Genomic DNA, 19,225 nt, shown 5'->3' on the forward strand with positions numbered 1-19,225 from the left:
ACAGGGCGGCACGCTGCGCCTATTCCCGTGCCACCGCAATCAGGGTGCGTCCGCCCGGCGTGCGCCCCCGCCCGCTACCAGCCGCCTGTGATCAGCCGGTTACCCGGTGTTCGGCCAGGTGTGCGAGGACGGCGTGGTTGGCCTCCCAGCCGTCCGGGAACGCCACGGTCACGCCCAGCCGCACCGGCTCGGTCGAGGGGTGCTCGTCCAGCAGCCCGGCGATCCCGGCCCGGGCCACCACGATGCAGGCGTGCCGGTGCCGGGAGGCCAGCACGCACAACCGCCCCGTCTCCAGGTGGAAGGCGGTCGCGTCCGGACGCCCGGAGAGCGGGTGCAGCACCACCGTCACGTCGTACTCCCGGCCCTGCAGCCGGTTGGCGGTGTCCACCGTGACGCCCTCGCCGCCGCCCCCGGCCACCGGCACGCCGAGCCCGGCCAGCGCGGCGCGGACGGCGGCGGCCTGGTCCCGGTGGGCGGTGCCGACCGCGATCCGGTCGGCGCCCAGCGGGCTCTCGCCGCGCTCGGAAGCGCAGACCCCGCGCCGGTCGAGCAGCCGCCGGACCAACCCGGCGACCGCCCGCACCGCCTCCGGATCGGTCCGGACGGTGTGCCTGGCCGGGAGCTCCAGCAGGCCCCAACCGGTCTCGGCGGCGATGTCGATCACCCGGTCGGCCGCCGAGCCGTCCCCCGCCGCCGACAGCCGCAGCAGCCGCTCACCCGCCCCGGTCCCGGCCCGGAACGGCGCGTACGGGTAGAACGCGGCCGAGACCAGCGGCGCGGCCGACGCCGGCAGCCGCCAGGACACCGGCAGCCGGTGCGGGACGATCCGCGGGTTGTGCGCCAGCAGCGTCACCACGGCGCTGCTGGACGGGTCGTAGCTGAGCCCGGCCCACTGCTCCGTGCCGACGATGGTGAACGGGTCGAGCTGCCCCGGATCGCCGACGAACAGCGCCCGTTCGAACAGCCGGGCCACGGCCAGCAGCGCGTCCGACCGCATCTGGTAGGCCTCGTCCACGATGGCGTGCCGCCACGGATCGACGCCCTTGACCCACTGCCACTTGGCCGCGGTGGACACCACCACGTCCTGTTCCGCCAGGTCGGACACCTTGGCCGAGGGCAGCACGTTGGGGTGGCGCAGCACGCCCGGATCGGGGGCGGCGTCGCTGCCGTGCAGCCGCCCCACGGTGAGCCCGGGATCGGCCGTGGCCAGCCGGTCCACCAGGTCGTCCACCTGGCTGTTGGTCTGCGCGACCACCATCAGCCGCTCGCCGGAGCCGACCAGCTCCCGGGCGGCCCGCACCACCAGCGTGGACTTGCCCGCGCCGGGCGGGGAGTCCACCACCGTGCCGCGCTCACTGCCGTGCAGGGTCGCCTCCAGGATGGCGGCGACCGCCCGGTCGGCCTCGGCGGCGGGGCCGCCGGGCGCGGACGGGGCGGGGGAGAGCGGGCTCAACGGACGGACCCTCCATCATGGTCGGCTGCTACGGCGGCGGGCCCGGCCGGTTCGGCGGCCCCGGTGATCCCTACGGTCCCGGCCGGGAGCGTTCCCGGCGGGCCGCCGTGGGTCCACGGCGTGTCCTCCGGCTCGGGCAGCGGCGCGGACTGGCGGGCCGTCAGCTCGAAGACGGTGAAGCACACCGTCTCCCCCACCTCGGGAACGCTCCCGGGCGCGGGCTCCTTCTTCAGGCCCATGCCGCTGACCAGCCGGAGCGTGACGCTGCCCGGGCCGTCGGCGCCCCCGCCCCCGCTGTCGTCCCCGCCTTCGCCGTCGCTTCCGGCGGCGACCAGCACCGCCCGCTGGCCGCCCGGGCCGCCGGCCCGGTGCAGCTCCTGGCCCGGCTCGGCGTGCGGCCGGTCAGCGGTGCGCACCGTCAGCAGCGGCCTCGGCCTGGGCGTCCTGCGGCTGGTGTCGTACTCCGGTTCCACCGCCGTGACCGTGCCCACCAGCGCCTCCCCGGCCAGCCGGCGCTCGGCCATGGCCAGCGGATCGTCCAGGGCCTCCTGGACGCCGACCGTCGTCTGTTCGCGTTCGCGCTGCGCCAGCTTGCGGGCGGCGGTCACCGCGTCGTCCCGGATCGGCTGCGGCGGCTCGCCCGCCGCGATCCGGTCCCGGTGCGCGGTGTAGGACCAGCGGTCGCCGGTCCAGCGCTCCGCCAGATGACCGGCCGCAGGAAGGGTGCGCAGCAGCTCCAGGCCGTGCCAGAGCTGCTCCCAGACCGGCCGGAGCACGCCCGCCAGCAGCTCGTTCACCTCCTGCTCCCGGGCCTCGACCAGGGCCCGGTCGGCCGCGTGCCCGGCCGCGGCCTGCCGGGCCGCGTCGTAGCGGTTGATCGCCGGGGCCAGCAGCTGGCTGTCGAAGTGCGGATCCGTGCTGGGGCCGGCCGGCGGGCACAGCAGCTGTCCCCGGTCGTCGCGCCCGGTCTCGGCGTGCAGCGCCGCCTGCGCGCCGGTCAGCCCCGGCGGCGGGTCGATCCACCCCAGCAGCGCGCCCAGGTGCTGGTCCTCCAGGGCGCTCTGCCCGGTCGCCCAGTGCCGGGACAGCAGGTCGGTCATCGCCACCAGCATCGACGAGCCCGGCACCTGGGAGCGTTCCCGCAGGTGGGTGAGGTGGCGGCCGAGCAGCGGCACTCGGGCCGGCGCCGGGTAGGGGCCCGGGTCGGGGTCCTCCGCGGTGCGGCGGAACCGGGTGGACCGGCCGAGCAGCCCCAGCAGCTCCACCCCGCCCCGGTTGGGCACCACCAGCTGCGGCGCGTCCAGGCACAGCTCGCGGGAGACCTCGGTCCGCTCGCCGGTCTGCGCGTCCTTGGTCTCCTTGGTCAGGATCTCGACGTCCTGCCCGAAGGACTCCAGGTAGGGCAGCAGCTCGTCGGCGAGGTCGGCCAGGAACGCGAACCGCCGGTCCCGGTCCAGCGGCTGCGGGACCGTCAGCAGCCGGGGCCGCTCCCGGTCCCGGCCCAGCATCACCGCCAGCGGCGCGCCCGCCTCGCCCGCGGCGGCCAGCGGCACCAGCACCATCGGCCGCTCCGCCAAGTGCCGGTGCAGCACGGTGGCCAGCGGCTCCGCCCGACCGCTGCGCACGGCCTGCAACCGCGCCAGCGTCGCCAGTAGGCTCATCCCCGGCCCCCGGCGGCAGCGCCCGCGGCGGCCAGGGCCTCGGCGCGCAGCCCGGCGGCGCGGGCCAGCCGGGCCGCCGCCTCGGCGTCGCCGGGATCGCCCGGTCGGCCCGGGCCGCCGGGCCCCGCGCCGACCCCCGCGCCGCCCGCCGGGTCCGCCGCCGCCAGCGCCTGCTCCACCGTGCGCAGGCTGCCCAGCTCGCCGCGCACCCCGCGGCCCAGCACCTCCACCGCGCCCGCGCAGCGCGCCTCGCTGCGGCAGTGGAAGGCCAGCTCGCAGGCGGCCAGGCAGTCCGGCGCATAGGCGGCGTCGAGCGCGCCGACGGCGTCGTCCAGCCCAGTGCCGGCCCGGTCCGGGTCCAGGTCGAAGCTGGTGCCCGCCGGGAGCAGGTCCAGCAGCTGCTCGATCCTGGTCAGCCGGTCCAGCTGCCGGCGGGTGACCGCCATCGGCTTGCGGACGTCGACGGCGGCGGCCGTCGCCCGGTTGGAGAAGTCCTTCGGGCAGACCAGCAGCACCGTCCCGGCCGGGGCCCCGGCCAGGCCCTCGGGCTCCGTGTAGGGATCGTAGGGGTCGTCCGAGGGCGGCACCTCGGCCAGCTCCGCGGCGGTCGCCCGCAGCGCCAGCACGTAGACGGCGGCCTGCCGCGCCGCCGCCCCGACCTTGGCCGGGTCCGCGCTGCCGTCCAGGATCGGGAAGGACTTGATCTCCACGACCGTCCACCGGCCGTCCGGCCGCACCGCGATCACGTCCGGCTCCAGCAGCACCCGCGAGCCGGCGACGTCCAGCCGCAGCAGCGGATGGTCGAGGATGGTCCAGACGCCGGGCCGCTCCGCCGCGCGGGCGAGCGCCACCCGGGTGGCGGCGATCCGCTGCTCGGGCAGGGTGCGGTCGGTGACCAGGTCGGGGACCACCGCCGGACGGTCGTCGCCCCGGTCGAACGGCGCGGACAGCGGCAGGTGCTGCCGCAGCAGCTCCAGCAGCCCGGCGAAGCCGTCCGAGGTGATCCGCTTCTCGAACGCCAGGCCGCGGGTGATGGCGAACGGCGACTGGCCGAACGGCGCCGGGCTGCCGAGCCGGGTGGCCAGCGCGGACTTGTCCACCCCGGCGGCGTCCAGCACGGCGCGGCGCCGGCAGCCGGGGTTGGCAGCGAGCGCCGCCAGCGCCCGGGCGTCCAGACTGCGCTGCGGGGCGCCGGCGCGCAGGGCCGCGAGGCGCTGCTCCAGTGGGGTGCGGTGCGCCCCGGTGTCAACGTGGTCCATGGTGCAGGCCAGTCTCGCATCCGGCACCGACAACCGGGTGAAAGCGGCGGTCAGGGGTGGATCAGGGATCATGGTGGTGCACACCGGGCCGCCCACCGACCGCACGCCCGCTGCCCCGCACCGAAGGAGTTCCCCATGCCCTCGCGGATTCTGCTGGTCCGGCACGGCGAGACCGAATGGTCCGCGTCCGGCCGGCACACCGGCCGCACCGACATCCCGCTCACCGAGGAGGGCCGCGAGATGGGCCGCCGCCTCGGCGACCGGCTGAAGCGCGAGCCCTGGGGCGGCCTCCCGGACGCGCAGATCCGCACCAGCCCGCTGCTGCGCGCCCGCGAGACCTGCGAGCTCGCCGGCTTCGGCGCCCGCGCCGTGGACTGCCCGGACCTGCTCGAATGGGACTACGGGCAGTACGAGGGACGCACCGGCCCGGACATCCGCGCGAGCGACCGGCCCGGCTGGCTGATCTGGCGCGACGGCGTGCCGGGCGGCGAGACCCTGGCCGAGGTGTCCGCCCGGGTCGACCGTTTCATCGACTGGACCGCCGAGCACGGCGGGGTGCCTGACCCGGACACCACCACCATGCACAGCGCCGACAACGACGTCGTCGTCTTCGCCCACGGCCACCTGCTGCGCATCCTCACCGCCCGCTGGCTCGGCCTGCCGCCCGAGTACGCGCAGCGGCTGAAGCTCGGCCCGGCCACCCTGTCCGTGCTCACCTGGGAGTACGGGGCGCGCGCCGTCGAGCTGTGGAACGACGGCTCGCACCTGGCCTGACCGGTCGGCCGGGCGTCAGCCCTGCTCCGGGCCGAGCGGCACCAGCTGCCGCTCCGCCGCCGAGCGCCGGGCGGCGGCCAGCACCGCCAGCGTGGCCACCGCGTCCCTGCCCTCGACCGGGAGCGGCGCGCGGCCGTGCAGGGCCTCGGCGACCTGGGCGTAGTAGTGCTGGTAGCGGCCGGGCAGGGTCGGGTGGGGCGCCGCCTCCTCGCCCGCGCCGAGCAGCCCGTAGGCGGACTCGGGCACCGCACCCCAGCCGTCGTCGGCCGGGGTGCGGCCCTCGCGCAGCGCCGCCTCCTGGCCGTCCAGGCCGTAGCAGACATAGGCGCTCTCGCTGCCCAGCACCCGGAAGCGCGGGCCGAGGGAGCCGGTGACGGCGCTCATCCACAGGTGCGAGCGGACGCCGTTGGCGTGCCGCAGCGCCACGAAGGCGTCGTCGTCGGCCTGCGCGCCGTCGCGGCGGCAGTCCACCTCGGCGTAGACCTCGGCGACCGGCCCGAACAGGGTCAGGGCCTGGTCGACCAGGTGGCTGCCCAGGTCGTACAGCAGGCCCCCGGCCTCGGCCGGGTCGCCCAGCTCGCGCCAGCCGCCCTTGAGCTGCGGCCGCCAGCGCTCGAAGCGGGACTCGAACCGGTGCACCGTGCCGAGCCGGCCGGACCGCACCAGCTCGGCGACGGTGAGGAAGTCGCCGTCCCAGCGCCGGTTCTGGAACACGCTCAGCGGCAGCCCGAGCCGCTCCGCGTGGGCGTTCAGGGCGTCGGCCTCCTCGGCCGAGGCGGCCAGCGGCTTGTCCACGACCACCGCCACCCCGGCCTCCAGCGCCGCCGTGGCATGGGCGACGTGCAGCCGGTTGGGCGAGGCGACCACGACCAGGTCCAGGTCGAGCGGCCACAGCCCGTCGATGCCGTCGACCACCGCCACCCCCGGGTGCTCGGCCCGGGCCTGGGCCTGCCGCTCCGGGTTGGCGGTGACGACGGCGGCGAGCGAGAGTCCGGGCGTGGTGCTGATCAGCGGCGCGTGGAAGACCGAGCCCGCCAGGCCGTAGCCGATGAGCCCGACCCGCAGGCGCCGGTCCGGGGTGTGCCCCGGGGTGTGCTCGGGGGTGTGCGTAGTCATGCCGCCAGGCTATCCAAGCATGTCAGCAGGCAGGCGCCGTGTCGTAGCGCTCCAGGAAGTCCGCCACCTCCGGTACGGCGCGGTGCGCGCGCAGCCGCGCGGCGGTGCCCGCGACCATGCTCCGGATCCGGGTCGAGCGGACCTCGCCGAACAGCGCCACCACCTGGCTGCCGCTCTCGGCCGCCGCCGCCGGCTCGCCCCGGCCGAGCTGGTCGTGCGCCAGCTCCGCGGTGTACAGGGCGCGGTTGCGGACGAAGTGCGGCTGCTGCAGCTCTATGGCCTGCCGGGCGCGCTCCGCGGCCGGCTCCCAGCGGCCCAGGGCCGACCAGCACTGGGATTCCAGGCCCAGCAGCTCCGCCTCGCCGTAGAAGGACATCCAGGCGGGGTCGGCGTCACCGGGCCCCTGCCCGAAGAGCCTCCTGGCCAGGCCGAGCGAGCGCTCGCAGGCCCCCTGGTCCTGCAACTGCGCCCAGCCGCCCGCCTCCCGCATCGCCAGCAGCGAGAGCAGCCGGGCCGAGCCCAGTCCCCTGGCGGCCTGCTGCGCCGCCTGGGCGGCCCGGACGGCCTCGCGCGGGCGCCCGGCGTCGCGGGCCAGGAAGGCGCTGTTGCAGAAGGAGTGCGCCTCCAAAGCGGCGTCGTCGGCCATCCGCGCGGTGGCCAGGGCCTCGGCGTAGAAGGACCGGGCCTCGCCCAGCCGGCCGGAGTCGTGGGCCAGCCAGCCGACGGAGATGGCCAGCTCGCCCGCGGCGGCCTGCAACCGCTGCTCGACCCGGGCGGTGTAGCTGCCGCTGTTGAGCAGCTGGTAGGCGGTGCGCAGGGCCCGGCCGGCCCGGTCGAACAGGCCGTCCGCGCCGTGGGCGTCGTCCAGGAGCCGGATGTCGTGGACGGCCGCCTCGACCCGCCGGGCGTCCTCGACGCCGACCCGGGCGCCCGGCGCCACCTCGGCGCAGGCCGGCTGGTCCAGGCCCAGGGCGGTGGCCACGGCGGCGGGGCCACCGGTCAGGAACGTGCGTCGGTGCACGTCGTCGTTCTCCTCGTGGATCTCGAAGCGGACCTCGGGCGGGACGCCCGGACTCGGAGGCTCCCCGCCGCCCGGCGGGTGCCGCCGCGCCTGCGGGCGCCGTACCTCCCGGCGCGGGGCGAAGCCCAGCTCCTGCAGCGAGGAGCCGGGGAACATGTGCCGGAAGACCCTCTCGTAGGCGTAGTTGGGGCAGCGGATCTCCCCGGACTCGATCCGGCCCACGTAGCGCGCGTCGCAGGAGACGTGCTCGCCGATCTCGCGGGCGGCGCGGCGGACGGCGGCGGCGAACTCGCCGGGGGAGAGGTCGCCCCGCAGCTCGCGCATCAACTGGTTGGGGGAGCGGTCAAGGGTGTTGCTCATGGGGCTGCCCCTTGTCTGGCTGGTCCTGCTGACGGGCTGGTCCTACTGGTGCGCCATGACAGTACTCTCCGTAGGTCGTCGAACACGGAGGGTTTTCTGGCAAAGCGGACACCCCGACGGCGATCTGCTATGAAATGCCATGACCCGCCAAGTCCCGCGCCCGTGGCTTTCCGGCGCTCCGCGACGTTGTCATGGGTAGAGCGCCGACACGGAACTGCGGCGCGCACGGTGATGGAGGCGACCATGCACAACGCTGTCCGCAGCAGCCGGGAGATCCGGACCGCGCCCTCGTGCGACGTGGTGACGGTCCCCGAGCGGCAGGGGCTGGAGACCGTGGACATCCTGCGGCTGCGCGGTGCCTGCGGCCCGGTGCTGCACGAGGACGCCGACGCCACGCTCTCGTTCCTGGTCCCGGTCGGCGCGGCCGACGCCTGGCACCTGCCCGGCCGCTCCTGGAACCAGGCCCCGCCGCCCGAGAACGACCGCAACTGGCTGCTCCCGCCCTCGCCCGAGCGCACCCTGACCGATCCGGCGCTGCTCTGCGCCGCCCTCGGCGAGGCCGCCCGGACGCTCGCCGCCAGCGGCTCCGACCGGTCCTGACCTGCGCTCTCCCGGGCCGCACCGGCATACTCGTACGGGTGGCGCGCAAGCAGCAGGACTCCAGGGACAGCAGGATCGCCGAGCAGGTCGACTCCGGCCTGGCCGAGATCGTCCGTGACCGGGACCGCTCCGACGCCTGGACGCTGCTGCTGGACGGCGCGCCGCAGTCCCATGTCGACCTGGCCGACCCGACCTACCTGTCCTTCGAGTACCAGCGCCGGCTCGGCCACGTCGCCGACCTGGCCGCCGCCCCCGGCAGGCCGGTCACCGCGCTGCACCTGGGCGGCGGGGCGCTGACCCTGGCCCGCTACGTCGCCGCGAGCCGCCCCCGCTCCCGGCAGCAGGTGGCGGAGATCGACACCCGGCTCACCGAGCTCGTCCGCCGGGAGCTGCCGCTCGACCGCGGCTGGCAGCTGCGGGTGCGCGGCGGCGACGCCCGGGACGTCCTGGCCCGCAGCCCCGAGGCCGCGGCCGACCTGGTCGTCGCCGACGTCTACAGCGGCGCGCGCATCCCCGCGCACTGCACCTCGGTGGAGTTCGCCGCGCTCGCCGCCAAGGCCCTGCGCCCGGACGGCCGTTACGCCGTCAACATCACCGACGGCGGACGGCTCGACTTCGCCCGCGGGCAGGTGGCGACGCTGCGCGCGGTCTTCGCCGAGGTGGCGCTGATCGCCGATCCGACCGTGCTGCGCGGCCGCCGGTTCGGGAACCTGGTGCTGGTGGCCGCCCAGCAGCCGCTCCCGGTCGAGGAGTTGACCCGGCGGATCGCCACCGACCCGTTCCCCGGGCGCGTGGAGAACGGCCCCCGCCTGGTGGACTTCCAGGCAGGAGCCGTTCCTGTCACCGACGGGGGCGCGAGACCCTCACCCGCACCCCCGCCGGGAGCCTTCGGGTGAACCTCCGCTGATCAGCTGACCGGCGTCAGGTGCAGGATGATGTACTCGTAGCCCTGGCTGTTGGGGGCGGGGCTGATGTACGGGTTGGTCGAGGTCGGCCAGCCCGTGTAGTTCAGCGAGCTGTACTGGTACCAGGCCGCTCCGTACAGCACCGGCACCGCCGGGACGTCCGTGGACATGAGCTGCTGCAGCGAGTTCAGCGCCGTGGTCTCCGCCGCCGGGGTGGTGGCGTTCTCGTAGGCGGTGACGGCGGCCGTGGCGGCCGGGCTGCTGTAGCGCTCCAGGTCACCGCTGGCGGGCTGGCCGACGGCGGCCGTGGAGCTCGGGTCCAGGATGAACTGCAGCCGCTGGAAGGTGGTCGAGCCCTGGCCCCAGTGCAGGGTGGCGTCGAAGTTGCCGTTGGTGACGGCGGTGCCCCAGGTGTCGCCGGTGAAGCCGCCGTTGGCGCTGACGTCGAAGCCCTGCGCGTCCAGCCCGCTGGCGATGGCCTTGGCGTCGCACCAGTAGTCGGCGAAGCTGTTGGGGTCGATGATGGTGAACTTGATGGTCTTGCCGCCCTTGGTCCACTTGCCGCCCGACTTGGTGTAGCCGTCGGCCTGGAGCAGCGAGGTGACCTTGGACGTGTCCGCGCTCGACTGCAGGTCGTTGCTGAGCGACGCGTCCAGGGCGCCCGCGTCGGTCGGCAGCGTCACCCCGCCGGACGAGGTCGCCGGGGCCTCGTAGTCGGTCTCGCACTGCGAGGCCAGGCTGGCCCGGTCCACGCCCGCGCTGATCGCCTGCCGCACCTTCACGTCGGCCAGGGCCGGGGCGTTCGGGCTCTTGTTGTTGAGCAGCAGCGAGACCGTGTTGCCCGCCGGGTAGTACGGCGCGGTGGTCTGGAAGAGGTGGTTGTGCGCCGGGTCCTTGGCGACGAACACGCTCTGCACGTTGGCGATGTCGTTGCCGGTCAGGTCGACGTCACCGGAGGCCAGCGCCAGCGTCGCGGCGTCGTTGGTGGCGTACGCGGGCAGCGAGATCTTCGGGACCTTCGGCTTGGTGCCCCAGTAGCTCGGGTTGACCTTGTAGGTGATGTCCTGGGTGCCGAAGCTGTCGACCAGGTACGGGCCGGTGCCGATGGCCTGCGAGGCCGGGATGACGGCCGTCGCCGGGTTGGCGACGGAGGCCCACAGGTGCTGCGGCAGGATCATCTGGTTGGCGATGCCGACGAAGTTGGCGGACTCCGGGTCGGCGAAGTTCATCACCACGGTGTTGGCGTCCGGGGTGGTGATGCTGGTGGTCGCGGGCACGCCGCCGGTGTTGGCCGCGGGGAACTTCTGCAGCAGGTTGAAGGTGAACGCCACGTCGGCGGAGCTGAAGGGCTTGCCGTCGCTCCACTTGACGCCCTGCTGCAGGCTCAGGGTCAGCGTCTTGTTGCCGTTGGACCAGGCGTAGCTCTTGGCCAGCCAGGGGATCGGGGCCTCGGTCGCGTTGATGCTGTTGATCATGAACAGCGGTTCGTAGACCAGCGAGTCGGTGTTCTCGGTGGAGCTGGCGGAGGTGCTCACCAGCGGGTTGAAGTCGTTGGCGAACGAGGGCTCCGGGTTGTCCTCGATCACCAGGGTCTTGCCGGCGGCGCTCCCACCCGCGGCGTTGCTGCTGCTCCCGGAGGTGCTGGAGCTGGAGCTGGTGCAGGCGGTCAGGCCCAGGCCGATGACGGCCACCAGGGCAAGCCCCTTCATGGTGGTGTTGCGACTCATTGTCGTAGGCTCCTTGTGTCCGGTCGGCGCGCTGCCGGCCAGCGGTGGGCGGCCACGGAGTACGTGACCATGGCGTGCAGGGTCTTGGCGGATCTGTGACTGCTGGTACAGCGGTGGATTGCGGTACGGGCCGCGGCCCCGGTGGAGTTGCAGCTCGCCCGGGGCCGCTCCTGGCGGCGGAGCGGAAGGCGGGCCCCGGCGCCTGCCGGGTCTTGCGGGGTCTCCCATGACGGCTCCCTGGCGTTCGCTACTCGGTGGTGCCCGTGCTGCCGCCCGTGCCGGAGGGCGGCCCGTCCGGCTCCGGGGCCTGAGCCGCCTCAGCGGCCGGTGCCGCCTCCGGGCCCTTAGGCGTGTCCGGGGCGTGCAGCCAGCAGGCGGCGACCTGGTCCGGGGCGACGGTGAAGGCCGGCGGGGCGGTCTCCTCGCACACCGCCATGGCGAACGGGCAGCGCGGGTGGAACCGGCAGCCGCTCGGCGGGTTCACCAGGCTCGGCGGGGAGCCCCGGCCGCGCAGCACCGGCGGCTCGCTCCGCCCGGGGTCGGGCGCGGCGCTGAGCAGCAGCTGCGTGTACGGGTGCGCCGGGGCGTCGGTGATCCCGGTGGCCGGCCCCGACTCCACCACCTGGCCCGCGTACATCACCAGCACCGTGTCGGCGAGGTAGCGGGCCGAGGCGATGTCGTGCGTGACGTACAGGATGGCCAGCTGCTCCTGCCGGCGCAGCTCGTCCAGCAGGTTGAGGACGCCCAGCCGGATGGAGACGTCCAGCATGGAGACCGGCTCGTCGGCGAGCAGCACCTTGGGCTCGACGGCCAGGCCGCGCGCGATGGCCACCCGCTGGCGCTGGCCGCCGGACAGCTCGTGCGGGTACTTGTCGACGAACCCGGAGGCGGGGCTGAGTGCGACCCGCTCCAGCAGCTCCAGCGTCTTGGCGTCCAGCTCGGCGCGGGCGGTCCGGCGGTGCAGCTTCAGCGGCCGCTCCAGGTGGTAGCGGACGCTGTGCACGGCGTTCAGCGAGGAGAACGGGTCCTGCAGCACCAGGTGCACCTGCCGGGTGTACTCCCGCCGGGCCTTGGCGCTGGTGCCCACGGGGACGCCGTTCAGCAGCAGTTCGCCGGAGGTGGGGGTGATCAGCTGGGTCAGCAGCCGGGCCAGGGTGGACTTGCCCGAGCCGCTCTCGCCGACCACCGCGGTGACCGTGCCCTGCGGCAGTGCCAGCGAGATGTCCTCGACGGCGTGCACCACCTGCCGCCGCGAGCCGGGGCCGAACTGGTGCACCGGGAAGTGCTTGGTGAGCCGCCGGGCTTCGAGGACCGGGACGCCGGGCCGCCGGGGTCCGTGGACGACGGTGGCGCCGGTGTCGGCGGTGTCTGCGGTGGCGGTGGGCGTCCCGCCCGGGGTCGGGGTCACTGGTCGCTCCCTGCGGTCTCGCTGCTGGACGTGGTGCGGGCGCGGTCGCCCGCCGGTGGCGCGGAGTCGGCGGCACCGGCCGCGGAGTCGGGGGTGTCGGCGGGATCAGGGGTGCCGCCGTCGGGCAGGGCCAGCGGTGCGGGCGCGGGTTGGCGTCCGTCCTGCAGCCAGCAGGCCGCCAGCCGCTCGACGTCCGGAGCCGAGGCCGCGGGCCGGGCCAGCGGGGGCGTGTCGGTGCGGCAGCGGTCCATGGCGAAGGTGCAACGGGGGTGGAAGGCGCAGCCGCCGGGGAGCGCGGTCAGCGAGGGCGGCGAGCCGGGGATGCCCTCCATCCGGACGCGCTCCCCGTGCAGCGCCGGGAAGGAGTTGAGCAGGCCCAGGCTGTACGGGTGTCGGGGGGCGTGGAACAGCTCGCCCGCGCCGGCCCGTTCGACCAGCCGTCCGGCGTACATGATGGCGATGGAGTCGGCCAGTTCGAGCAGCAGCGACAGGTCGTGGGTGATGAAGACGATGGCGAAGCCGAGCCGCTCCCGGAGCTGCATCAGCTCCTCCAGGATCTCCCGCTGGGTGACCACGTCCAGGGCCGTGGTCGGCTCGTCCATGATCACGACCTGCGGTTCCAGCGCCAGCGCCATGGCGATCATGACGCGTTGGCGCATGCCGCCGGAGAGCTCGTGCGGGTAGCTGCGCAGCCGGTCCTCGCTGATGCCGACCATCCGCAGCAGCTCCACCGCGCGTTCGCGCCGCTCGGCCGCGGTCATCTGCCGCCGGTGCGCCCGCAGCACGTCGGTGAGCTGGGCGTCCACCCGGGCCACCGGGTTGAGCGCGTGCATGGCGCTCTGGAACACCACGGCCAGCTGGGACCAGCGGATTCGGCGCAGCTCGGCGGCGTCGGCGGCGAGCAGGTCGACGGTCTCGGTCTGCCCGGACCCCTGCGGGCGGTTGTGGAACAGCACCTCGCCGCCGGTGATCACGCCGGGCGCGCGCAGCAGCCGGGTCAGCGCGTACGCCAGGGTGGACTTGCCGGAGCCGCTCTCCCCGGCCAGGCCCAGGACCTCGCCCCGGTGCAGGGTCAGCGTGGCGTCGGTGACGCCGTGCACCGCCCGGGGCCCCAGGCCGTAGTCGACGCAGAGGTTGCGTACCTCCAGCACCGGTTCGGCGGCCGGCAGGGTCGCGCTCACAGGGAGTCTCCGTTCGCTGCGGTGGTGGTGGAGGTGAGGCTCTCCGGGTCGGCCGGCGGCTGCGGCTTCAGCGCCACCGCGGTGGGCTGCTCCGCCGTCGCGGCCCGCTCGGCCCGGGCCTCCTGGTCGGCGCGCCCCGCCTGCCGGGCCTGCTCTGCCTGGTCGGCCCGCTCGGTGAGCAGCACCGGGGTCAGGCCGAGGGTGAACCGCACGCCCCGGTGGCGGGTGCGGGCCGACCGCAGCCGGGGGTTGATGATCTCGTCGATGCCGAAGTTGAGCAGCGCCAGTGCGATGCCGACCAGGGCCACGCACAGCGCCGGCGGCACGTACCACCACCAGTAGTTGCTGAGCATCGCGCTGGACTGCTGGGCGCTGTTGAGCATGGTGCCCCAGGTGTTGCTGGCCGGGTTGATGACGCCCAGCCAGGACAGCGACACATAGGTGCCGATGGCGTAGATGACCGTGAAGATGAAGGACGAGGCCAGGATCGGCAGCAGGTTGGGCAGCACCTCGAACACGATGATCCGGGGCTTGCGTTCGCCGATCACCCGGGCCGACTCGACGTAGTCCTGGTTGCGCAGCGCCAGCGTCTGCGCCCGCAGCACCCGCGCGCCCCAGGCCCAGGCGGTGAGGCCGATCACCAGCCCGATGATCAGCGGGTTGTTGGTGTCGGACGGCGGCAGCGGGCGCATCACCACGATCAGGATCAGCAGCCCGGGCAGGGCGAGGAAGATGTTGGCGAGGATGGAGAGCAGTTCGTCGGTGAGGCCGCCGATGTAGCCCGCGGTCACGCCCACCAGGATGGACAGCGCGGTGGCGATGACGCCGGCGAAGAAGGCGATCAGCAGCGTGTCCCGACCGCCGGCCAGCACCTGCGAGAAGATGTCGTGCTGGAACTGGTCGGTGCCGAGCAGGAACCGGCCGGACGGCGGCTGCGGCACGCTGACCTTGGTGGACGCCTGCCAGTCGGGCGAGTGCGGGGCGATGATCGGGCCGAAGACCGCCAGCAGCGCGAACAGCAGCAGCAGCGTCCCGCCGACGATCACCTTGGGGGAGCGGGGTATTCGGGAGGCGCGCCGGGTCGCGGGCGCGGCGGCCGGGGCGGGCGCGGGGGTCGTGGTCGGAACAGCCATGGGTCAGCCCTCCCTGCGGGCGCGGGGGTCGAGGATCACGTAGGCGATGTCCGCCAGCAGGTTGGCGCCGAGCACGGTGAAGGTGACGACCAGCAGGATGCCCTGCATCACCGGGTAGTCGGCGTTGAGGATGGCCTGGTAGATGGCGTAGCCGACGCCGGGGTAGGAGAAGACGATCTCGGTGACGATGGAGCCGGTCACCACCAGGCTGATGGAGAGCGCGAAGTTGGAGATGCTGGGCAGGATCGCGTTGCGCGCCGCCACCGCCACCACCCGCCACTGCGGCAGGCCCTTGGCCGCCGCGACCAGGACGTAGTCCTCGTCCATGGTGGTCACCATCATGTTGCGCATGCCGATGATCCAGCCGGCGATGGAGGCCAGCGCGACCGTGGCCGCGGGCAGCACCCCGTGTGAGACCACGCTGTTGATGAAGGGCCAGTTCCAGCCCTCGGTCAGCGGATCACGGCCGGTGGTGTAGCCGCCGTTGTAGGGGAAGAGCTTCCAGTAGAAGCCGCCGGTGAGCAGGAGCAGCAGCGCCAGGATGAAGTAGGGCACGGCCTGGAAGAAGGTCATCACCGGCAGCAGCGCGTCCAGCAGTCCGCTGCGCCGCCAGCCGACGACGATGCCGAGCAGCGTCCCGAGGACGAAGGCGACGATGGTGGCGGAGCCGATCAGCCCGATCGTCCAGGGCAGGTCGTTGCCGAGGATGGAGGTGACCGGAACCGACTGCAGGGTGGAGGTGCCCAGGTTGCCGTGGGCCAGCTTGCCGAGGTAGCCGAGGTACTGCGCGAGCAGGCTCTGGTTGCTGTCCAGGCCGTACTGGGCCGACATGGCCGCGAGTTGGGCGTGGGTGAGGGTGGTGGTGCGCAGGCTCTGCAGGATGGACTGCAGGGCGTTGCCGGGGAGCATGCGCGGCAGGAAGAAGTTCAGCGTGACGGCGGCGTAGGCGGCGATCAGGTAGAAGCCGAGGCGGCGCAGGATCGTGTTCATCGTCGGCTCCTTTCAGGGGATCTGGCGCCACACGGGCGGCTGGGAGTCGGGCGGGCAGCCGCAGCTCTCGCGGCGGACGAGTCGCGTGGGCAGCACGATGTCGGGCAGCTCGGCCCCGTCCTCTGTGGGAGCGCTCCCGCCGCTGTCGGCAGTGATCATGTTGTGGAGGACCTCGAAGGCTCGGGCGCCGATCTCCTGGATGGGCTGGCGCACGGTGGTCAACTGGGGTCGCAGGTGCCGGGCGAAGGGCAGGTCGTCGAAGCCGGTCACGGCCACGTCGCCCGGCACGTCGAAGCCGTGCTCGGCGAGGGCGTAGATGACGCCCAGCGCGGTCTGGTCGTTGGCGCAGGCGATGGCCCGGGGCAGCGTCGCCCCGACGGCGATCAGCCCGCGGATGATCTGCACCCCGCTCCCGGCCGAGTAGTCGCCCTGCCAGGCCGGGCCGGTCAGGCACTCCCCTCCGAGCGCCTGCGCCTCGGCCACGAACGAGCGGCCGCGGACGATGTTGTCGGGGCTGTCCGCGTGCCCGGCGATGTAGGCCAGCCGCCGGTAGCCGTGGTCCCGCACCAGGTGCCGGGCCAACTCCCGCATGCTGGTGGCGCTGTCGCCGCGGACGTTGGCGGTGGGGCCGCCGCTGGCGCCCGCCAGGGTCACCACCGGGACGGTCCTGGCGATGTTGGCGATCCCGGCGGGGGAGAGCACCTGGTCGTGCAGGATCAGGCCGTCGCACTTCCCGGCGATGGTCATGATCCGGTTGGGCAGGGTGTGTTCGTCGATGTTGACGGAGCTGACCAGCAGGTCGTAGCCGCGGCGTCCGGCGACGATCTCGATGCCCCGGTTGATCTGGTCGCCGAAGAGCAGGCTCTCGGTCTCGTCCTCGAACATGCCGTCGTCGGTGCCGTAGACCCGGCGGAACACCACGCCCACCACCTGCTTGAGCCGGTTGCTCAGCGCGCGGGCCGCCCCGTCGGGGACGAAGCCCAGCTCGCCGATGGCCTTCATGACCCGGTCCCGGGTCTCCGGACGCGGATTGTCCCGGCCGTTGAGGACCCGTGAGACGGAGGCGATGGAGACGCCGGCGCGGCGGGCGACATCGTAGATCGTCGGCGTCGCACCGTTGCCGGCTCGTGCGTCCATGGGGGACCTCTCCAGGTCGGGGGTTGTTCCGTAAGCGCTTACCGGGCGCTGTCTGCGATGAAGGTAGGACCGTGCCGAACGCATCGCAAGAGTGAATGTCGGCCCCGTTACGGTGATGTGACTTTTCGTCGCTTCAACCGGCGGAAATCGCCGATTCACGTTCATGAAATGAACGCACTGGCGAGGCGTCAGCTGTCGTTCCCGGAGCGGCCCCGGGCCCGATCGCGCCCTTTTGGTGCAGGTGGCGGCCGTTTTCCGGAGGTGGTTCGGACGGCGGCGGCTGTTCGGGAGCGTTCACAGTCCGAATCCCCGTGGTCGGCCGGGATCGGACGAAGGGCCGCGCGCGGCTGCGCCGCAGGGCATGCGGCGACCCTGCGCAGACGAACTGCTGATGCGTCTGGAAGCGCTTACGCGGACAGCGCTGTGAGCGGTCGTCCGATCCGGCGGCTAGTGCCCGCCGGGCAGCCCGCGGTGCTTGTAGGAGGCGATGCCGGTCAGCACCAGGCCCAGCGCGATGGGCACCAAGGCGGACGTGGGGTCGTCCGCGTCGCCGGGACGCCCGGCGGGGGCCCGCATCCCGTCCAGCGGGACCGAGGCGCGGGCTGGGGTGTGCACGGCGGCGCGCACCGGGACGTCCGGGGCCGACTCGTGCCCCCATGCGGAATGCTGCGCCGCGCACCAGGCGGCCGACAGCAGCGAGGCGAGGACGGCGGCACGCCTGAGGCGCGCGCCTGCCGTGGGAGCGTGGCGCATGGGGTCGCAACTCTCTCGGGATGGACGCCGCGCCCGCCGTCGGCGTCTCACGGGCACAACGACCGGCGTCGCGCCCCCGTAACGGGAGCGCGACGCGGCATGCGGGGGGCGCTCAGGAGTCGCTCACGCCCCCCTGGCGGATCGCCTCCGCGTACCAGTGGGCGCTGGACTTGAGGATGCGCCGCTGGGTCGCGTAGTCCACGTACACCGCGCCGAAGCGCTTGCCGTAGCCGTACGCCCACTCGAAGTTGTCCATCAGCGACCACAGGAAGTAGCCGCGGACGTCCACCCCGTCCGCGATCGCGGCGTGCACCGCGGCGAGGTGCTCCCGCAGGTAGGCGATGCGCTCGGGGTCGCGCACCTCCCCCTCGGGATTGACGTAGTCGTCGAAGGCGGCACCGTTCTCGGTCACCAGCAGCGGCAGCCCCGGGTGCTCGCGGTGGACCCGGGTCAGCAGGTCGTACAGGCCGCTCGGGTCGATGCTCCAGTTCATCGCCGTGCGCTCGCCCGGCGGCAGGTGGAAGATCACGTCCTCCGAGCCCGGCCAGGGCGAGTGCTCGCTGCGGCCGTGGCCGTCGTTCCTGGTCGCCGCGCCGGTGCCGGCGCCCAGGCCGTCGGTGCCCAGCCGGGAGGAGACCAGCGTGGGCGTGTAGTAGTTGATGCCCAGCAGGTCGATCGGCGCCGAGATCGCGGCCAGGTCCCCGTACTGGACCAGCTCGTCCCAGTCCAGCAGGTGCGCGGTGTCGGCGCGCAGGTCCTCGGGGTAGGCGCCGTGCAGGATCGGGCCGGTGAAGACCCGGTTGCCGACCGCGTCGATCCGGCGGGCGGCCTCGCGGTCGGCCATGCTCTCGCTCAGCGGGCGCACCTCGTGCAGGTTCAGCGTGACCGACAGCTGCGCGGCGGAGGGCAGCGCCGCCCGCAGCGCCGCGACGGCGCGGCCGTGGCCGAGGTTGAGGTGGTGTGCGGCGCGCAGCGAGGAGGCGGGTTCGGTGCGCCCGGGGGCGTGCACGCCGGAGCCGTAGCCGAGGAAGGCGGAGCACCAGGGCTCGTTGAGCGTGGTCCACAGCCGGACCCGGTCGCCCAGCGCGTCCGCCATCAGCGCCGCGTACTCGCCGAAGCGCTCGGCGGTGTCGCGCACCGGCCAGCCGCCGGCGTCCTCCAGCTCCTGCGGCAGGTCCCAGTGGTAGAGCGTCGCCACCGGGGTGATCCCGGCCTCCAGCAGGCCGTCCACCAGCGCCCGGTAGAAGTCCAGGCCGCGCTCGACGGCGGGGCCGCGCCCGGTGGGCTGGACCCGGGACCAGGACACCGAGAAGCGGTACGCCTGCAGGCTCAGCTGCGACATGAGCGCGATGTCGTCCCGGAACCGGTGGTAGTGGTCGGCGGCGGTGTCCCCGGTGTCGCCGTTGCGGACGCGGCCCGGGGTGTGGCTGTAGGTGTCCCAGATCGACGGGGTCCGGCCGTCCTCGGCGGCGGCCCCCTCGATCTGGTAGGCGGCGGTGGCCGCGCCCCACAGGAAGGTGCTGGGGAAGCGCAGCAGGCCGGAGCCGGCGGTCCGGGTCGACACGGTGTCGGCCGGTCCCGGCGTCGCGGGCGCCGGCGCGGTCGGCCGCGAGGCTGCGGGGGACGCGGGGGCGGTCGCCGGGGCGGCGGCCGGAACGGTGACTGAGCGGACTGCGGTCATATGGGAGCGCTCCCAAGGCATGGAGGGCGAATACGGCAGGCGGCGCCGGGCGGGAACGCCGGCACC

Annotated in this window: 15 protein-coding genes and 1 pseudogene; 3 read left to right on the top strand and 13 right to left on the bottom strand. The window is 74.1% G+C overall.

Annotated elements, in window-relative coordinates; all coding sequences use genetic code 11:
* Positions 1-91: 91 nt before the first annotated feature.
* The 3 genes from GXW83_RS06360 to GXW83_RS06370 are packed head-to-tail and all read right to left on the bottom strand — an operon-like array spanning position 92 to position 4,373.
* Positions 92-1,453, bottom strand: a complete 1,362-nt coding sequence (locus GXW83_RS06360; RefSeq protein WP_182441906.1) for an AAA family ATPase — start codon at positions 1,451-1,453, stop codon at positions 92-94.
* Entirely contained in the window at positions 1,450-3,114 is a 1,665-nt protein-coding gene (locus tag GXW83_RS06365; RefSeq protein WP_225446797.1) for a hypothetical protein, read from the bottom strand. The genes GXW83_RS06360 and GXW83_RS06365 overlap by 4 nt, the downstream gene beginning before the upstream one ends.
* Positions 3,111-4,373: a hypothetical protein gene (locus tag GXW83_RS06370; protein ID WP_182441907.1), complete on the bottom strand. Its 1,263-nt coding sequence runs from the start codon at positions 4,371-4,373 to the stop codon at positions 3,111-3,113. Before GXW83_RS06370 ends, GXW83_RS06365 begins: the two co-directional genes overlap by 4 nt.
* 135 nt (positions 4,374-4,508) lie before the next feature.
* Between GXW83_RS06370 and GXW83_RS06375 the strand changes: the two genes are divergently transcribed.
* On the top strand, positions 4,509-5,147 hold the full coding sequence (locus GXW83_RS06375; RefSeq protein WP_182441908.1) for a histidine phosphatase family protein: 639 nt from the start codon (positions 4,509-4,511) through the stop codon (positions 5,145-5,147).
* 15 nt (positions 5,148-5,162) lie between these two features.
* Here GXW83_RS06375 and GXW83_RS06380 read toward each other — a convergent pair whose 3' ends face one another.
* Together GXW83_RS06380 and GXW83_RS06385 are read right to left on the bottom strand one after the other, a co-directional pair.
* Entirely contained in the window at positions 5,163-6,263 is a 1,101-nt protein-coding gene (locus tag GXW83_RS06380) for a Gfo/Idh/MocA family oxidoreductase (protein WP_182441909.1), read from the bottom strand.
* A gap of 22 nt (positions 6,264-6,285) precedes the next feature.
* Complete coding sequence (locus GXW83_RS06385; RefSeq protein ID WP_182441910.1) at positions 6,286-7,644, bottom strand: tetratricopeptide repeat protein; 1,359 nt, start codon at positions 7,642-7,644, stop codon at positions 6,286-6,288.
* 243 nt (positions 7,645-7,887) lie between these two features.
* Between GXW83_RS06385 and GXW83_RS06390 the strand changes: the two genes are divergently transcribed.
* Positions 7,888-8,244, top strand: coding sequence for a hypothetical protein (locus GXW83_RS06390; RefSeq protein WP_225446798.1), 357 nt, complete (start codon positions 7,888-7,890; stop codon positions 8,242-8,244).
* A 38-nt stretch (positions 8,245-8,282) separates the two neighbouring features.
* Positions 8,283-9,140 carry a spermidine synthase gene (locus tag GXW83_RS06395; protein WP_225446799.1) on the top strand — a complete coding sequence of 286 codons (858 nt, stop codon included), beginning with the start codon at positions 8,283-8,285 and terminating at the stop codon, positions 9,138-9,140.
* A gap of 11 nt (positions 9,141-9,151) precedes the next feature.
* Here GXW83_RS06395 and GXW83_RS06400 read toward each other — a convergent pair whose 3' ends face one another.
* The 8 genes and pseudogenes from GXW83_RS06400 to GXW83_RS06435 all read right to left on the bottom strand — a co-directional run bounded on the left by GXW83_RS06400 (position 9,152) and on the right by GXW83_RS06435 (position 19,159).
* A complete protein-coding gene (locus GXW83_RS06400) occupies positions 9,152-10,876 on the bottom strand; it encodes an ABC transporter substrate-binding protein (protein ID WP_182441912.1) in 1,725 nt (574 codons plus the stop codon).
* Between the two features lie 247 nt (positions 10,877-11,123).
* Positions 11,124-12,284 (bottom strand): ABC transporter ATP-binding protein, encoded by a 1,161-nt coding sequence (locus tag GXW83_RS06405; RefSeq protein WP_182441913.1) that lies wholly within the window; start codon positions 12,282-12,284, stop codon positions 11,124-11,126.
* A 164-nt stretch (positions 12,285-12,448) separates the two neighbouring features.
* Positions 12,449-13,453 (bottom strand): annotated as a pseudogene (locus GXW83_RS06410) (ABC transporter ATP-binding protein); the annotation flags it as partial.
* Positions 13,454-13,461: 8 nt separating this feature from the next.
* The gene (locus GXW83_RS06415) at positions 13,462-14,598 is read right to left on the bottom strand and encodes an ABC transporter permease (RefSeq protein WP_182441914.1); all 1,137 of its coding nucleotides are present in this window, start codon (positions 14,596-14,598) and stop codon (positions 13,462-13,464) included.
* A 3-nt stretch (positions 14,599-14,601) separates the two neighbouring features.
* Positions 14,602-15,588: an ABC transporter permease gene (locus tag GXW83_RS06420; RefSeq protein WP_182441915.1), complete on the bottom strand. Its 987-nt coding sequence runs from the start codon at positions 15,586-15,588 to the stop codon at positions 14,602-14,604.
* Between the two features lie 12 nt (positions 15,589-15,600).
* A complete protein-coding gene (locus GXW83_RS06425; RefSeq protein WP_182441916.1) occupies positions 15,601-16,725 on the bottom strand; it encodes a LacI family DNA-binding transcriptional regulator in 1,125 nt (374 codons plus the stop codon).
* A gap of 447 nt (positions 16,726-17,172) precedes the next feature.
* The gene (locus tag GXW83_RS06430) at positions 17,173-17,478 is read right to left on the bottom strand and encodes a hypothetical protein (RefSeq protein ID WP_182441917.1); all 306 of its coding nucleotides are present in this window, start codon (positions 17,476-17,478) and stop codon (positions 17,173-17,175) included.
* 112 nt (positions 17,479-17,590) lie between these two features.
* Positions 17,591-19,159: a glycoside hydrolase family 1 protein gene (locus GXW83_RS06435; RefSeq protein WP_182441918.1), complete on the bottom strand. Its 1,569-nt coding sequence runs from the start codon at positions 19,157-19,159 to the stop codon at positions 17,591-17,593.
* Positions 19,160-19,225: the final 66 nt, after the last annotated feature.

It is taken from the genome of Streptacidiphilus sp. PB12-B1b (assembly GCF_014084125.1).
Taxonomy (GTDB): domain Bacteria; phylum Actinomycetota; class Actinomycetes; order Streptomycetales; family Streptomycetaceae; genus Streptacidiphilus.

Coding starts and splice junctions, on each gene's coding strand:
- GXW83_RS06365 (WP_225446797.1), bottom strand. CDS start 3,114: ATGAGCCTACTGGCGACGCTGGCGCGGTTGCAGGCCGTGCGCAGCGGT.
- GXW83_RS06370 (WP_182441907.1), bottom strand. CDS start 4,373: ATGGACCACGTTGACACCGGGGCGCACCGCACCCCACTGGAGCAGCGC.
- GXW83_RS06375 (WP_182441908.1), top strand. CDS start 4,509: ATGCCCTCGCGGATTCTGCTGGTCCGGCACGGCGAGACCGAATGGTCC.
- GXW83_RS06380 (WP_182441909.1), bottom strand. CDS start 6,263: ATGACTACGCACACCCCCGAGCACACCCCGGGGCACACCCCGGACCGG.
- GXW83_RS06385 (WP_182441910.1), bottom strand. CDS start 7,644: ATGAGCAACACCCTTGACCGCTCCCCCAACCAGTTGATGCGCGAGCTG.
- GXW83_RS06390 (WP_225446798.1), top strand. CDS start 7,888: ATGCACAACGCTGTCCGCAGCAGCCGGGAGATCCGGACCGCGCCCTCG.
- GXW83_RS06400 (WP_182441912.1), bottom strand. CDS start 10,876: ATGAGTCGCAACACCACCATGAAGGGGCTTGCCCTGGTGGCCGTCATC.
- GXW83_RS06415 (WP_182441914.1), bottom strand. CDS start 14,598: ATGGCTGTTCCGACCACGACCCCCGCGCCCGCCCCGGCCGCCGCGCCC.
- GXW83_RS06420 (WP_182441915.1), bottom strand. CDS start 15,588: ATGAACACGATCCTGCGCCGCCTCGGCTTCTACCTGATCGCCGCCTAC.
- GXW83_RS06425 (WP_182441916.1), bottom strand. CDS start 16,725: ATGGACGCACGAGCCGGCAACGGTGCGACGCCGACGATCTACGATGTC.
- GXW83_RS06430 (WP_182441917.1), bottom strand. CDS start 17,478: ATGCGCCACGCTCCCACGGCAGGCGCGCGCCTCAGGCGTGCCGCCGTC.
- GXW83_RS06435 (WP_182441918.1), bottom strand. CDS start 19,159: ATGACCGCAGTCCGCTCAGTCACCGTTCCGGCCGCCGCCCCGGCGACC.